The sequence below is a fragment of the Helicobacter pylori genome (assembly GCF_014498195.1).
Lineage (GTDB): Bacteria > Campylobacterota > Campylobacteria > Campylobacterales > Helicobacteraceae > Helicobacter > Helicobacter pylori_DO.
The window spans coordinates 84,858-100,679 of record NZ_JACTGH010000002.1 but is presented as its reverse complement, the minus strand read 5'-3'; the positions used below and the strand labels follow the sequence as shown (position 1 = coordinate 100,679).

The 15,822-nt window shown below is 41.0% G+C and carries 13 protein-coding genes; 8 read left to right on the top strand and 5 right to left on the bottom strand.

Features of this window, described 5'->3' with window-relative positions; translation table 11 throughout:
* Positions 1-4: 4 nt before the first annotated feature.
* Positions 5-1,471 (bottom strand): cytochrome-c oxidase, cbb3-type subunit I, encoded by a 1,467-nt coding sequence (gene ccoN / locus H7N67_RS01585; RefSeq protein ID WP_108507233.1) that lies wholly within the window; start codon positions 1,469-1,471, stop codon positions 5-7.
* Between the two features lie 169 nt (positions 1,472-1,640).
* Here ccoN and H7N67_RS01580 point away from each other — a divergent pair, with 169 nt between their 5' ends.
* Positions 1,641-3,089 (top strand): DASS family sodium-coupled anion symporter, encoded by a 1,449-nt coding sequence (locus H7N67_RS01580; protein ID WP_187938833.1) that lies wholly within the window; start codon positions 1,641-1,643, stop codon positions 3,087-3,089.
* Positions 3,090-4,076 carry an adenine-specific DNA glycosylase gene (locus H7N67_RS01575; RefSeq protein WP_187938863.1) on the top strand — a complete coding sequence of 329 codons (987 nt, stop codon included), beginning with the start codon at positions 3,090-3,092 and terminating at the stop codon, positions 4,074-4,076. It abuts the gene before it with no gap.
* Between the two features lie 23 nt (positions 4,077-4,099).
* Here the strand turns inward: H7N67_RS01575 and H7N67_RS01570 are convergent, their stop codons facing one another.
* Both H7N67_RS01570 and H7N67_RS01565 read right to left on the bottom strand, forming a co-directional pair.
* Entirely contained in the window at positions 4,100-5,755 is a 1,656-nt protein-coding gene (locus H7N67_RS01570; RefSeq protein WP_187938832.1) for an L-lactate permease, read from the bottom strand.
* Positions 5,756-5,812: 57 nt separating this feature from the next.
* The gene (locus H7N67_RS01565; protein WP_187938831.1) at positions 5,813-7,462 is read right to left on the bottom strand and encodes an L-lactate permease; all 1,650 of its coding nucleotides are present in this window, start codon (positions 7,460-7,462) and stop codon (positions 5,813-5,815) included.
* Between the two features lie 230 nt (positions 7,463-7,692).
* On the opposite strand from H7N67_RS01565, the gene H7N67_RS01560 reads away from it, so the two are divergent.
* Genes H7N67_RS01560 through H7N67_RS01545 form a run of 4 tightly spaced genes read left to right on the top strand, consistent with a single transcriptional unit; the run spans position 7,693 to position 10,991 of the window.
* Entirely contained in the window at positions 7,693-8,421 is a 729-nt protein-coding gene (locus H7N67_RS01560; protein WP_000867258.1) for a (Fe-S)-binding protein, read from the top strand.
* Positions 8,422-8,449: 28 nt separating this feature from the next.
* A complete protein-coding gene (locus H7N67_RS01555) occupies positions 8,450-9,895 on the top strand; it encodes a LutB/LldF family L-lactate oxidation iron-sulfur protein (RefSeq protein ID WP_187938830.1) in 1,446 nt (481 codons plus the stop codon).
* Complete coding sequence (locus H7N67_RS01550; protein WP_187938829.1) at positions 9,888-10,523, top strand: LutC/YkgG family protein; 636 nt, start codon at positions 9,888-9,890, stop codon at positions 10,521-10,523. Before H7N67_RS01555 ends, H7N67_RS01550 begins: the two co-directional genes overlap by 8 nt.
* Positions 10,524-10,532: 9 nt before the next feature.
* Positions 10,533-10,991: a peroxiredoxin gene (locus tag H7N67_RS01545; protein WP_000412952.1), complete on the top strand. Its 459-nt coding sequence runs from the start codon at positions 10,533-10,535 to the stop codon at positions 10,989-10,991.
* Between the two features lie 233 nt (positions 10,992-11,224).
* Here H7N67_RS01545 and H7N67_RS08075 read toward each other — a convergent pair whose 3' ends face one another.
* Both H7N67_RS08075 and H7N67_RS01540 read right to left on the bottom strand, forming a co-directional pair.
* Complete coding sequence (locus tag H7N67_RS08075) at positions 11,225-11,359, bottom strand: HP0135 family lipoprotein (protein ID WP_001222899.1); 135 nt, start codon at positions 11,357-11,359, stop codon at positions 11,225-11,227.
* A 289-nt stretch (positions 11,360-11,648) separates the two neighbouring features.
* Entirely contained in the window at positions 11,649-12,998 is a 1,350-nt protein-coding gene (locus H7N67_RS01540; RefSeq protein WP_187938828.1) for a class II 3-deoxy-7-phosphoheptulonate synthase, read from the bottom strand.
* A 181-nt stretch (positions 12,999-13,179) separates the two neighbouring features.
* Between H7N67_RS01540 and H7N67_RS01535 the strand changes: the two genes are divergently transcribed.
* Both H7N67_RS01535 and H7N67_RS01530 read left to right on the top strand, forming a co-directional pair.
* The gene (locus tag H7N67_RS01535; protein WP_187938827.1) at positions 13,180-14,421 is read left to right on the top strand and encodes a serine/threonine transporter; all 1,242 of its coding nucleotides are present in this window, start codon (positions 13,180-13,182) and stop codon (positions 14,419-14,421) included.
* Entirely contained in the window at positions 14,421-15,788 is a 1,368-nt protein-coding gene (locus tag H7N67_RS01530; RefSeq protein ID WP_187938826.1) for an L-serine ammonia-lyase, read from the top strand. The genes H7N67_RS01535 and H7N67_RS01530 overlap by 1 nt, the downstream gene beginning before the upstream one ends.
* Positions 15,789-15,822 lie beyond the last annotated feature (34 nt).

The following is a 15,822-nucleotide window of genomic DNA, read 5'->3' as shown; positions in this document are numbered from 1 at the left end:
TCCCCTATCTAGACATAGGCGTGGCGTAATTGGGCTCACGCTCTAATTTTTTGCCTGCCGTGATGGTCATAAAAATATTGTAAGCAAAAATAATAAATCCAATAAAATACATAAGACCCCCAACGCCTCTAATATTGTAATAAGGGATTAGCACCTTAACCGTGTCAATGAACTGGTAAGTGAGATTCCCATACTGATCCACATCCCTCCACATCATCCCTTGCGTGATCCCTGCAATCCACATGGACGAAAAGTAAAGCACAATCCCTAAAGTCATGATCCAGAATTGGAAATCCACAAGCCTGCCTGAATAAATCTCTCTTTTGAAAAGCCTAGGCACCATATGATACATGCTCGCGATTAAAGTGAAGCCTACCCACCCAAGCACGCCGTCATGCACATGCCCTATAATCCAATCGGTGAAATGCGCTAAGGCGTTCACGCTTTTAATGGCTTGAATGGATCCTTCTAGCGTGGAAAGCATGTAGAAAGTTGAAGCTAAAACTAAGAATTTAATCAAAGGGCTTTCCTTGAGCTGGTGCCACTGGCCTCTCATCGTTAAAAGCATGTTAATCGCTGTCCCCCACGAAGGCAAGATTAACACCACTGAAAACACGCTAGAAAGGGTTTGTACCCAATCAGGCACGGTGGAATAAATCAAATGGTGCCCGCCCGCCCAAATATAAACAAACATCAAGCTCCAGAAAGAAAACAAAGTGAGTTTGTAAGAGAAGATAGGTTGGCCGCTCTCTTTAGGCAAGAAATAATAAATCGTGCCAATCACCCCACTCGTAAAAACAAAAGCGACCGCATTATGCCCCCACCACCATTGAATGAGCGCATCATTACTGCCTGAATACATAGAAATAGAATGCCAAACGCTCCCCATATCAGCGATAAAATAAGTAGGGACAGAAAGGTTATTGAAGATATACATCACCGCTATACCCACATAAGTAGCGATGTAATACCATAAAGACACATAAATGGTATTCTCTCTCCTAACGCTCATGCTCCCAAACATATTAACCCCCCATAGCACCCATGCCACAACCACAATAATATCTAAAGGCCACATCAATTCGGCGTATTCTTTAGATTGAGTAAGACCAGCAAACAAGCTAATAACCCCTAGAATTAAAAGAATAATCCAAAGCCAAAAATGCAATAACCCTACAATTTTCAAAAAGGGGTGTTGGTAATAAGTGATTTTAAGCACCCTTTGACCGATATAATACCAACTCGCCCAAATCCCCCCAAGAGTGAAACCATAGATCACCGCATTCGTGTGTAAGGGGCGTAAGCGGCCAAAAACGCCATACTCCCCTGCAATGTAATTCAAGTTAGGGAAAGACAATTCAAAGGCTAACACGATCCCTATTAACATGCCTATTATCCCAAATGCAACCATCGCATAAAGAAACAATTTGCTAATGGAATAATCATAACTCAAAGGCACATTTTCTTGCATGCAATACTCCTATTTGTAGTAAATTCAACAAAGATAAACATAATTATAAAATTTTATCTTTTTCAAAAAGCTTAATTTTTAATCTTTTTCTGTAACATTGTAATAACTTAATCCCATTTGAATGGCATTTTTAAGCCAAATTGCTACTATCTTTGGCTAAAGGTTAAACATGACTAAACAAACTCTCACCATTCTTGCCCCTTTTTTTATCGCAGCACTATTGTATTTTTTAGGCGCACCGGACGGGTTAAACCCTAACGCATGGCTTTATTTTTGTATTTTCATGGGCATGATTATAGGGCTAATTCTAGAGCCGGTGCCAGCAGGTTTGATAGCATTAAGCGCGTTAGTGCTGTGTGTGGCGTTAAGAATTGGGGCGAGCGATGGAGTAGCGAGCGCTAATAAGGCCATTTCGTGGGGTTTGAGCGGGTATGCGAATAAAACGGTGTGGCTTGTGTTTGTCGCTTTTATTTTGGGTTTAGGGTATGAAAAAAGCTTGTTAGGGAAACGGATCGCTCTTTTACTCATTAGGTTTTTAGGGCAAACCCCTTTAGGTTTAGGCTATGCGATCGGTTTGAGCGAATTGTGTCTAGCCCCCTTTATCCCTAGCAATTCGGCTAGAAGTGGGGGTATACTCTATCCCATCGTTTCTTCTATCCCGCCTTTAATGGGTTCTACCCCCAACAATAACCCTGACAAAATCGGCGCGTATTTGATGTGGGTCGCTTTGGCTTCAACTTGCATCACTTCGTCCATGTTTTTAACCGCGCTCGCCCCTAACCCCCTAGCAATGGAGATCGCTACCAAAATGGGGGTGAATGAAATCTCATGGTTTTCGTGGTTTTTAGCGTTCTTGCCTTGTGGGGTGGTTTTGATCTTGCTTGTGCCTTTATTGGCGTATAAAACCTGCAAACCCACCTTAAAAGGCTCAAAAGAAGTGAGTTTGTGGGCCAAAAAAGAATTAGAGGGCATGGGGAGGTTTTCTTTAAAAGAAATTTTAATGCTCAGCCTCACTTTATTGGCTTTATTGGGTTGGATTTTTGGCAAACCTTTAGGCTTGCATGCGAGTGCGACGGCTTTGATTGTCATGGTTTTAATGGTGTTTTGTAAGATTGTAAGCTATGAAGACATCATTAAAAACAAGAGCGCGTTCAACATTTTTTTATTGCTTGGATCGCTACTCACGATGGCTGGCGGGCTTAAAAATGTAGGGTTTTTAAATTTTATCGGCAATGCGGCTCAAAATTTTTTAGAGCATGCTAACTTGGATCCGTTAATAGCGGTATTGTTTATTGTAGCCTTATTCTATCTGTCGCACTATTTTTTCGCTAGCATCACCGCCCATGTGAGCGCGTTATTTGCGCTTTTTGTAGGGATTGGTTCACACATTCAAGGGGTCAATTTGCAAGAATTGAGCTTGTTTTTAATGCTTTCTTTAGGGATTATGGGGATTTTAACGCCCTATGGCACAGGCCCATCCACCATTTATTACGGGAGCGGGTATATTCCAAGCAAGGATTTTTGGAAATTAGGGTTTATTTTTGGCTTTGTGTATTTAGTCGTGTTTTTAAGCGTGTGCACACCTTGGGTCAAATTCATCGCTTACAGGTGGTTGTAGCTGGAAACTTTACACAACGCCCTTTTAAAATGGTATGAAGAATGTGGGCGAAAGGATTTGCCTTTTAGGAATTTAAAGGGCATTAACGCTCCTTATGAAGTCTATATCAGCGAAGTGATGAGCCAACAAACCCAAATCAACACGGTGGTTGAGCGTTTTTATTCCCCTTTTTTAGAAGCTTTCCCCACTTTAAAAGACTTAGCGAACGCTCAATTAGAGGAGGTTTTATTGCTTTGGAGAGGGCTTGGTTATTATTCAAGGGCTAAGAATTTAAAAAAAAGCGCTGAAATTTGCGTTAAAGAACACCACTCACAACTACCCAATGACTATCAGAGCCTGTTAAAACTCCCTGGGATTGGTGCATACACGGCTAATGCGATTTTATGTTTTGGCTTTAGAGAAAAGAGCGCATGCGTGGATGCCAATATCAAACGAGTGCTTTTAAGGCTTTTTGGTTTGGATCCTAATATCACGGCTAAAGATCTGCAAATTAAAGCGAATGACTTTCTCAATCTTAATGAAAGCTTTAATCACAACCAAGCCTTAATTGATCTAGGGGCTTTAATCTGCTCCCCTAAACCCAAATGCGCGATTTGCCCTTTCAATCCTTATTGTTTAGGTAAAAATAACCCAGAAAAACACACGCTTAAGAAAAAACAAGAGATCATTCAAGAAGAGCGTTATTTAGGCGTTGTGATCCAAAATAACCAAATCGCTTTAGAAAAAATAGAGCAAAAACTCTATTTTGGGATGCACCATTTCCCTGACTTAAAAGAAAATTTAGAATGCAAACTCCCCTTTTTAGGCACTATCAAGCACAGCCACACTAAATTCAAGCTCAACTTAAACCTCTACCTTGCCACCACAAAAGATTTAAAAAACCCTATTCGTTTTTATAGCCTTAAAGATTTAGAGACCTTACCCATAAGCTCTATGACGCTTAAAATCTTGAATTTTTTAAAACAAAAAAATTTATTTGGGGGTTAAACCCTGCCAAATCTAAAATGGCTCTACTTTATCGCAGGCACCACTTCAGGGATCAAATACGCGATCGCGCTAATCACAACTCCCATGATCGCTACAAAAATAAGCGAGTATTTAACCGTGAATTTGAATAAATCGCTTTCTTTTCCGGCTAATCCTACTGCTGCGCAAGCGATAGCGATGCTTTGAGGGCTTATCATCTTGCCCAAAGTGCCACCCACGGTATTAGCCGTTAGGGTTAAAACCTCAGGGAGATGCAATCGTTGGGCGGTGAGTTGCTGTAAAGAGCCAAACAAAAGATTGGAACTCGTATCGCTTCCGGTTAAAAACACGCCCACCCACCCGATCAAGGGCGAGAAAAAAGTAAAAGCCAAACCCGTATGCGTGAGCGCTAAGGCTAGAGTGGAAGAAATCCCACTGTAATTAGACACATAAGCAAAGCTTAAGACTAAACCAATGGTTAGAATGGGGTAGCGCATTTCTTTCAAAGTCTCGCCAAAGACGCTCACTGCATCGCTCACTCGCACCCTTAAAACGAGCATGCTAACAAGAGCGGCCAAAAAAATGGAAGTGCCAACCGTGTTGATTAAATAAAATTTAAACACTACCGGAAAACTCACGCTTTGATCGGATTCTACAAAAGGCGGGCTTTTAAAGATGTGGTTACTGATGTTATTGAATTCAAAATAAAAATTAGAAAAAGCTAACAAGCCGTCTTTTTCAAATAAAGCCTTAAAAAAAGGCTGTATCCATAACACAATCACTAAAACCAAAATCACAAAAGGAGACCAAGCGACATAAACCTTACAGATATGATGGTTACTCTTAGTAAATGAAGCCGCTTTGCCATCGCTTCTAAAAATGACTTTAGGCTGCCAAAATTTCAAAAAGAGCGCCGTTGCAACGAGTGAAACAAGGGCTGAAATAATGCCGGGCAATTCTGGCCCTAAATAATTAGAGCTTAAAAATTGCGTGCCAGCGAAAGAAAAAGCCGCAATAAAAACGGCCGGAAAAGTTTCTTTAATCCCCTTAAAGCCATCCATTAAAAACACAATGAAAAACGGCACCAACAAGCTCACAAAAAAGAGGATTTTACCCGTCATGGCTGAAATTAAAATCGCTGGCACCCCTACCGCGCTCGCCATCGCGCTTATAGGGATACCCACCGCGCCAAAAGCCACAGGAGCGGTATTAGCGATTAGGCACAATCCGGCAGAATATAAGGGGCTTAACCCTAATCCCACTAAAATCGCTGCGGTAATGGCAATAGGCCCTCCAAAGCCGATTGCACCTTCTAAAAACGAGCCAAAACAAAAGCCAATCAAAATCACTAAAATCCTGTGATCTAAAGTGATGGACTGAACGCTTTCTTTTAAGATTTCAAAATAGCCGGATTTAACGCTGAGTTTGTATAAAAAAATCGCCGCAATAATAATCCAAGCGATCGGCCATAAGCCATAAAGAAAGCCATAAAGGAAGCTTGAACCCACCATGCTAACAGGCATTTTATACACTAAAACCGCAATAACGGCTGATAAGGCCACGCTCAAAAAGGCCGCTGTATAACCTTTGAGCTTAAAAACCATTAAAGATAAGAAAAATAACAAAATCGGCAATAAGGCCACAAGAGCACTCAGCCAAATATTACCCAAAGGGTCATAAATTTGATGAAATTCTAGCACTAAAAAATCCCTTTTTAAAAATATTCTCTTAGCGCTAGTTCTCTTTAAAAAACCCCCTTATTTAGGAATGATGGGGATAATAAAGGGGAAGACATAAGCAATAAGAGTGAAGACAATCCCCATAATGATTGCCAAAACGATAGAGTATTTTACTGTAAATCTGAACAATTCGCTCTCTTTCCCCACTAACCCCACCGCTGCGCAAGCGATAGCGATACTTTGAGGGCTTATCATTTTACCCACAACGCCCCCTGAAGTGTTGGCCGCTAAGAAAAGCACTTCAGGCAAGCCAAGCTGTGTAGCGATGAGCATTTGCAAAGAGCCAAATAAAAGATTAGAACTTGTATCGCTTCCGGTTAAAAACACCCCAAGCCAGCCTACCACAGGCGAAAAGAAAGTGAAAACATGCCCAGTATCCGCTAACGCTAAAGCGAGCGTGGCGCTCATGCCGCTATAATTAGCCACATACGCGAACGCTAAAACCACGCCAATGGTTAAAATCGGCAAACGCATTTCTTTTAAAGTGGCCCCAAACACCCCTATCGCATCGCTGATTTTCACGCGCAACAAAAACACGCTTAAAAGAGCGGCTAAAAAAATGGAAGTGCCTGTCGTTAAAATCAAAGGGAATTTGAACACGACAGGAAAATTGGTCGCTTCAGTAACAATGGGAACGGTTTTAAAAATCTTTTGACTGATAGAATCAAATTCAAAAGCAAAGCTAGAAAACGCCAAAGCCCCGCCTTCTTTAAAGAGCGCTTTAAACCAGGGTTGCGTCCATATGATGATCGTAATCGTGAGCAACACAAAAGGCATCCACGCCACAACCACCTTGCAAATATGGTGTTTTTCTGTGTTCATCGTTGGCTCTTTGCCATTGCTGGTGAAAATGTGTTTGGGCTGCCAGAATTTTAAAAATAAAGTGGTAGCAATCAATGACACTAAAGCTGAAATAATATCCGGAAGCTGCGGCCCTAGATAGTTAGAGCTTAAAAATTGCGCGATAGCGAAACTAAACCCGGTAACGGCCACTGCAGGAAAAGTCTCTCTAATCCCTCTAAAACCATCCATTAAAAACACGATGAAAAAAGGAATACCAATGGAAAAAATGGGTAACACCCTGCCCACCATTTGAGAAATCTCTAATTCAGGGATACCCACCACGCTAGCCATCGCCGTGATAGGGATACCCACCGCGCCAAAGGCTACAGGAGCGGTGTTAGCGATCAAACACAACCCGGCAGCGTATAAGGGGTTTAGCCCAAGGCCCACTAAAATCGCCGCTGTGATCGCTACCGGGCCTCCAAAACCAATCGCGCCTTCTAAAAACGAGCCAAAACAAAATCCGATCAAAATCACTAAAATGCGGTGATCCGGAGTCAAGCTTAAAATGCTTTCTTTTAAAATCTCAAAATACCCGGACTTCACTGAAAGGTTGTAAAGAAAAATCGCAGCGATCACAATCCATGCGATCGGCCACAAGCCATAAAGAAAGCCATAGAAAAAACTCGCGCTCACCATTTGAACAGGCATTTTATACACAAATAACGCAATAAGGATTGAAAGCGCTAAGCTTAAAAACCCAGCGCTATACCCTTTAAGTTTAAAAACAATAAGAGAGATAAAAAAGAGCGCAATAGGCGATAACGCCACCAAAGCGCTCAGCCAAATATGGCCTAATGGGTCATAGACTTGATAAAATTCCATAAATTTTCCTTGAATAATTAAAAGTATTTTTTTATCTTACTTAAAAGAAAAAACTAATTTTAAGTAGCATTTAATTTAAGTCAAATTTAATGGGCTTGTGGTTTATTTTAGTAACAATGTTTGAGCGAGTGGGTTGATCAACTTGTGGTTACAATCTTACTAATTTCTTACCAATTTTGAGTATTATATTGTGTTTGAAACTCTTAATTTGGAATTTTAAGGAGCCTTCTTTGAAAGTCAATTTCTTTGCTACTTGTCTAGGAGCAGCCATATACAGCAACGCATCGCTTAACGCTATCAAATTACTCCGTAAGGAAAATTTGGAAGTGGTTTTCAAAAAAGACCAGACATGTTGCGGCCAGCCAAGCTACAACTCAGGATACTATGAAGAGACTAAAAAAGTCGTTTTATACAATATCAAACTTTATTCCAATAACGACTACCCTATTATCTTGCCTAGCGGTTCATGCACAGGGATGATGCGGCATGATTATTTGGAATTGTTTGAAGGGCATGCGGAATTTAACATGGTTAAAGATTTTTGCTCTAGGGTGTATGAATTGAGCGAGTTTTTGGATAAAAAATTGCAAGTCAAATACGAAGATAAGGGCGAACCCCTTAAAATCACATGGCATTCTAATTGCCATGCCTTAAGGGTGGCTAAAGTGATTGACTCGGCGAAAAATCTCATCAGACAGCTTAAAAATGTGGAACTCATTGAATTGGAAAAAGAAGAAGAATGCTGCGGGTTTGGGGGGACTTTTTCAGTCAAAGAGCCTGAAATTTCAGCGGTTATGGTCAAAGAAAAGATTAAAGACATAGAAAGCCGTCAGGTGGATGTGATCGTTTCAGCGGATGCGGGGTGTTTGATGAATATCAGCACCGCTATGCAAAAAATGGGCTCTTTGACAAAACCCATGCATTTTTATGACTTTTTAGCCTCAAGGCTTGGGCTTTAACATTAAAGAATTGTTTTAAGGAATAATCATGGAAAAATATCATAGCGACCAAGAATACGAAGAAATCATCACCGACCAGTTAGGCGATACGCAATTAAGGGAAAATTTGCGTTCTGCAATGGATACCTTACGGGCTAATCGTAAGAATTTGATTAAAAATCGTTACAGCGAGTGGGAAAATTTAAGGGAATTGGGCAAGGAAGTCAAGCTTAAGATTTTATCCAGGCTTGATGAATATTTGGAATTGTTTGAAAAAAACGCCACTCAAAACGGCTTTAAAATCCATTACGCTAAAGACGGCGATGAAGCTAATGAAATCATTTACAACCTCGCTAAAGAAAAGAATATCAATCGCATTTTAAAGCAAAAATCCATGGCGAGCGAAGAAATTGGTTTGAACCATTATCTCAAAGAAAAGGGCATTCAAGTGCAAGAAACGGATTTGGGCGAATTGATTATCCAGCTCATCAATGAACACCCTGTGCATATTGTCGTGCCAGCCATCCATAAAAACCGCAAGCAAATCGGTAAGATTTTTGAAAAAAAACTCAACGCCGCTTATGAAGAAGAGCCTGAAAAGCTTAATGCGATCGCCAGAAAGCACATGCGCAAAGAATTTGAAAGCTTTAAAATGGGGATTAGTGGGGTTAATTTCGCTATCGCCAATGAGGGGGCGATCTGGTTAGTGGAAAATGAGGGTAATGGGAGAATGAGCACCACCGCATGCGATGTGCATGTCGCTATTTGCGGGATTGAAAAATTAGTAGAAAGCTTTGATGATGCGGCGATTTTAAACAATTTACTCGCCCCAAGCGCGGTGGGCGTGCCTATCACTTGTTATCAAAACATCATCACAGGCCCCAGAAAAAACGACGATTTAGACGGCCCTAAAGAAGTCCATATCATTTTATTAGACAACAACCGCTCTAATATTTTGGCTGATGAAAAGTATTACCGCGCTCTTTCATGCATCCGTTGCGGGACTTGTTTGAACCACTGCCCTGTGTATGATAAAATCGGTGGGCATGCCTATCTTTCCACTTATCCTGGCCCCATAGGCGTGGTGGTATCCCCCCAACTCTTTGGGCTTAATAATTACGGACATATCCCTAATTTGTGCAGCCTTTGCGGGCGTTGCACTGAAGTATGCCCCGTAGAAATCCCTTTAGCCGAACTCATTAGAGATTTACGAGCCGATAAAGTGGGCGAGGGCAGAGGCGTGGTTAAGGGGGCTAAAAGCACCCAACACAGCGGGATGGAAAAATTCTCTATGAAAATGTTTGCCAAAATGGCAAGCGATGGGGCTAAGTGGCGTTTCCAATTGAAAATGACTCAATTTTTCTCGCCTTTAGGCAAGCTTTTAGCCCCCATACTGCCTTTAGTCAAAGAGTGGGCGAGCGTGAGGACCTTACCCAATATGGACACGAGCTTGCATGCCAAAGTCCAGCACTTAGAAGGGGTGATTTATGAGTAAAGAGCTTATTTTAAAGCGCATTAAAGAAGCCAAAGCCAAGCATGCTATTCAGGGAGCAAACCCTATTTATAGGAATATCATTAAAGTGGAGTTTGAAGACTTGGTGGAAGAATACAAGCATTTCCAGGTGTTGAATAAAGCTGAAGTCATTGAAAGCGCTAAAGAGAATTTAGAGCAAGCCATTTTAAAGGCTTTAGAAAATTTTCAAAGCAAAAAAGTCTTACACTCTACGGATTTAAATTTGAATTTTGAAGCGTTTAAGAATTTCACTTTACAGCCCTATGACAAAGAAATTGAAGCGATGCGTGAAGAGTTGTTTGAGATTGATACGGCTTTATTGCATGGGGTTTGTGGGATTTCAAGCTTGGGCATGATTGGGGCGGTTTCTTCGCATGCAAGCCCACGGTTGCTTTCGCTCATCACCCTTAATTGCATTATCTTATTGAAAAAAGAATCCATTGTGCGCAATTTAAGCGAAGGCGTGCAAGCTTTAAAAAACCAGAGTAAAAACGGCGTATTGCCCACAAACATGCTCCTTATTGGCGGGCCTAGCCGGACAGCCGATATTGAATTAAAAACCGTTTTTGGGGTGCATGGGCCTCAAAAAGTCGCTATCATTCTCTATTAAAGGATAAGAATGGAAAAATTAGAAGTAGGGCAATTAGCCCCTGATTTCAGGTTGAAAAACAGCGATGGCGTAGAAATTTCTTTAAAAGATTTGCTCCATAAAAAAGTGGTGCTGTATTTCTACCCTAAAGACAACACCCCCGGATGCACTCTAGAAGCCAAAGACTTTAGCGCTCTGTTTAGTGAATTTGAAAAGAAAAACGCTGTTGTCGTAGGCGTAAGCCCTGATAACGCTCAATCGCATCAAAAATTTATCAGCCAATGCTCTTTGAATGTGATCTTGCTCTGCGATGAAGATAAAAAAGCCGCCAATCTTTACAAAGCTTATGGCAAACGCATGCTTTATGGGAAGGAGCATTTGGGGATTATCCGCTCCACTTTCATTATCAACACGCAAGGCGTTTTAGAAAAATGCTTCTACAATGTCAAAGCGAAAGGGCATGCTCAAAAGGTTTTAGAGAGTTTGTAGTTTAACTTTCTAACTTTCGCCCGTTTTAATTTGAGATTTTTTAGCCATTCTCTCACTTTTAAAAACTTGTTGTTTTAAATTTTGTTTTAGTTTTATAATAAAACTCATAAGGGATAGGGGGTGTTTTGAAATCATTCCCCCCACAACCCTAAGATCGCTTTACAAAAAACTATCACCCACTAGCTTTTTGATTGTGTTATTTTAAAAACGCTTTTGAGGATTTTTACAATTTTTTATTTTTGTTCAGGTTGCCAGATGGTTTTTTCTGAAGGGGTGCTATCGGCTTCGTTTTGTAAGATTTGTTTTTTAGTTTCGTGGCAAGCCACAAACAATAACGCTAAAATTACAGCTAAAAGAGAAATTCTCATTTCAAGCTCCTTTGAATATTAAAATGCTTACGATAATTATAAAGAAAAAGAGTTAAAGATAGATTAATATTTGGCTCTGTTTTCATCAAATGTCGGCACTCAAAACCTTATTTAACCTTATTATTCTTTAATTTTTAAAACTTTATTTTACACAAAACTCATTCTCTTAAGGGGATAACTGGGGTATTTTGAAATAACTCCCCCCCTACAACCCCCAACTAAATCCCCCTATAGAACGCATTACAAGAAACGATCGCTTGACTAAAGCCTCTTATTATCTTGATTTCAATCAAGCGCGTTGTTTTTTGAGCATGTCAGCGATTAAGAAAGCGAGTTCTAGAGCTTGAGTGGCGTTTAATCTTGGATCGCATTGCGTATAATAATGGCAGCTCAAACCCTCTTCGGTGATCGCTTGCGAGCCACCGATACATTCTGTAACATTCTCACCAGTCATTTCCAAATGAACTCCTGAAGCCAAACTCCCTTCAGCCCTATGGATTTCAAAAAAGCTTTTCACTTCATCTAACACGCTATCAAAAGCCCTTGTTTTAACCCCCAAGTTGGTTTTAACCGTGTTGCCATGCATAGGATCAATGCTCCATAAAATATGGCGTTTTTCTTTCAACACCCCTTGTAAAAGCTTAGGCAAACGCTCTTTAATCATCTTAGAACCCATGCGCACGATCAAATTCAAACGCCCTTTAAGGTTGTGCGGGTTTAAAACATCGCACAATTCTAACACTTCGCTCACGCTCGCATTAGGCCCGATTTTCACGCCAATAGGGTTACAAACCCCCCTTAAAAACTCCACATGCGCGCCCTTAGGATCTCTTGTCCTTTCGCCAATCCACAGCATGTGCGCGGAGCAATCATAAAACTGGTTAGTCAAACTATCCTTACGCACCAAAGGCTCTTCATAATGGAGCAGTAACGCTTCGTGGCTGGTGTAAAACTCCACTTCCCTAAGAATGGGCGTTTTTTCTATCTCCACCCCGCATGCTCGCATAAACCCTAAAGCTTGCGTGATCCGGTCAGCGATTTGCTGGTATTTTTGCCCAAAGTCGTTGTTTTTGACAAAATCCAAATTGAAACGATGCACTTGCTCTAAATTCGCTAACCCGCCTTGTGCAAAGGCTCTGATAAGGTTTAAAGTCGCTACGCTTTGATAATAAGCTTTAAGCATCCTTTCAGGCTTTGGCTCTCTTTCTTTTTTAGAAATCCCATTGATAATATCCCCCCTATAGCTTAGCACTTCTTCATCATCTAGTATTTCAGTCGCATTGGAGCGAGGCTTGGCAAATTGCCCGGCAATGCGCCCCACTTTCACGATCGGTATAGAGCCGGCAAAAGTTAAGACAATCGCCATTTGCATTATCACTTTAAACATGTCTTTAATCCTGTTAGCGCTAAATTGAGAAAACGACTCCGCGCAATCGCCCCCTTGCAACAAAAACGCCTTATTGTCAATGACTTGGGCTAAACGCTCTTGCAAGTTCCTCGCTTCGCCAGCAAACACTAAAGGAGGGTAGGAGTGCAATTCTTTTTTGACCCTTTCTAATTCCTGCTTATCTTTATAAGTGGGGTGTTGCTCTATTTTAAAAGAATGCCATGAAGTGGGCGACCAGGTTGTGTTTGACATTTCTATAATCCTTTATTAATCTTTTTTTAAGCGTTATTATAGCTTGTGCGGGTTAAATCGTGGATTTTAGAAAATAAATGCACGCCCAAAACCATCCCATTAATCTCAAAAAACCCCAATCATAAAAAGCTTTATGCTACAATGAAAGCTCTTTAACACGATAAAAGGGCGGTTTAATAGCATGGCACAAGAAAAAGCAGTTCCAAGAGATCCTAAAAAACTCAATTTGTTTGATTTGCGTTGGATAGCGTCTTTATTTGGCACGGCGGTGGGGGCTGGGATTTTATTTTTGCCTATTAGAGCCGGTGGGCATGGGATATGGGCTATTGTGGCGATGAGCGCGATCATTTTCCCTTTAACTTATCTGGGGCATAGAGCCTTAGCTTATTTCATAGGATCTAAAGATCAAGAAGACATTACCATGGTCGTTCGCTCTCATTTTGGCGCTCAATGGGGTTTTCTTATCACTTTGCTTTATTTCTTGGCGATTTATCCTATCTGTTTGGCTTATGGGGTGGGCATCACTAATGTGTTTGATCATTTTTTCACTAACCAGTTGCATTTAGCGCCTTTTCATCGGGGCTTACTAGCTGTAGCGCTAGTCTCTTTAATGATGTTGGTGATGGTTTTTAACGCTACGATTGTTACGCGCATTTGTAACGCTTTAGTGTATCCTTTATGCTTGATTTTATTGCTTTTTTCTTTGTATCTTATCCCTTATTGGCAAGGCGCTAATCTTTTTGTGGTGCCGAGTTTTAAAGAATTTGTGTTAGCGATTTGGCTAACCTTACCGGTGCTTGTGTTTTCGTTCAACCATAGCCCCATTATTTCAACCTTCACTCAAAATGTGGGAAAAGAATACGGCGCTTTCAAAGAATATAAACTCAATCAAATTGAATTAGGGACATCGCTGATGCTTTTAGGGTTTGTGATGTTTTTTGTGTTTTCGTGCGTCATGTGCTTGAATGCTGATGATTTTGTGAAAGCAAGGGAACAAAATATCCCCATTTTAAGCTATTTTGCTAACACCCTAAACAACCCTTTAATCAACTATGCGGGGCCTGTGGTGGCCTTTTTAGCGATTTTTTCATCTTTTTTTGGGCATTATTATGGGGCTAAGGAAGGTTTAGAAGGCATTATCATTCAAAGTTTAAAGTTGAAAAAAGCTTCTAAAACCTTGAGCGTGAGCGTAACGATTTTTTTATGGCTGACTATCACGCTGGTGGCTTATATTAACCCCAATATCTTGGATTTTATTGAAAATTTAGGCGGCCCCATTATCGCGCTCATTCTGTTTGTGATGCCCATGATAGCTTTTTATAGCGTTTCTAGTTTGAAGCGTTTTAGAAACTTCAAAGTGGATATTTTTGTGTTTGTCTTTGGGAGCTTAACGGCTTTGAGCGTGTTTTTAGGACTATTTTAATGGCTAGTTTTTCTATTTTATCCATTTTTAAAATCGGCGTGGGGCCTAGCTCTTCACACACCATAGGGCCTATGGAAGCGGGGGCGAGATTTTGCGGGTTGTTAAAAGGCATTTTAGAGCAGGTTGAACGCGTTCAAATCACCTTGCATGGCTCATTAGCCTTGACCGGTAAAGGGCATTTGAGCGATGAAGCGGTTTTAATTGGCTTGCATGGTATTTATGCTAACGAATTGGAGGTAACAACCAAAAAAGCCTTATTGCATGAAGCGCTTGAGAACAAAGTTTTAAAACTCGCTAACCAACGCAACATTCAATTTGATTATTCTAAAGATTTGATTTTTGACAATAAACCTTTAGCCAGACACCAAAACGCCCTCATTCTAAAAGCTTTTAACGCTAAGAATGAGGTTTTAAAAGAAGAGACTTATTATTCTGTTGGTGGAGGGTTTGTTTATACTGAAAAAGAATTAGACAACTTATCTAAAGAGGGTGGGAATGAAAGCATTGCCTATGATTTTTCAAGCGCTAAGGAATTGCTAGAATTGTGCCAAAAACACCAAAAAAGCATCGCTGAAATCGTGCGTTTGAGAGAAAACGCTCTCAAAAACCACCCTGATGCAACGATGACTAAAATCTATCATGCGATGCTTGAGTGTTATCATAATGGGGCTAATTCTAAGGAAAGGTATCTGCCTGGTTCTTTGAAAGTAACACGATTAGCCCCAAGCGTTAAAACGCGCCTAGAAAAGCACCCCACAAGCGGGAAAGACCCCTTAGCGTTGATTGATTACATTTCGCTTTACGCTCGCGCCATTGCTGAAGAAAACGCTAGTGGAGGCAAGGTGGTAACCGCCCCCACTAATGGAGCGTGCGCGGTGGTGCCAAGCGTGCTTTTATACGCTAAAAACCATTTGTTTGAAAATTTATCGCAAAAATCTATCAATGATTTTTTACTCACTAGCGCGGCGATTGGCTATCTTTACAAGAAAAACGCTTCCTTGAGCGGCGCAGAAGCGGGGTGTCAGGCTGAAATTGGTGTGGCAAGCTCTATGGCTGCGGGGGGGTTAGCCCATTTGTGCCAAGCGACCACGCAACAGGTTTTAATCGCTAGCGAAATCGCTATGGAGCACCATTTAGGATTGACATGCGATCCGGTGGGGGGCTTGGTGCAAATCCCTTGCATTGAGCGCAATGTTTTAGGAGCGATCAAAGCGATCAGCGCTTCTAAACTGGCCCTAGAAGATGAATACAAGCCTAAAGTGAGCCTGGATGAAGTGATCGCTACGATGTATGCGACCGGAAAAGACATGAATGAAAAATACAAAGAAACTTCGTTAGGGGGGTTAGCCAAAACCTTAAAATGCTAAAGGATAAATCTAAGCTTTAGGGGTTTTAAGTTCC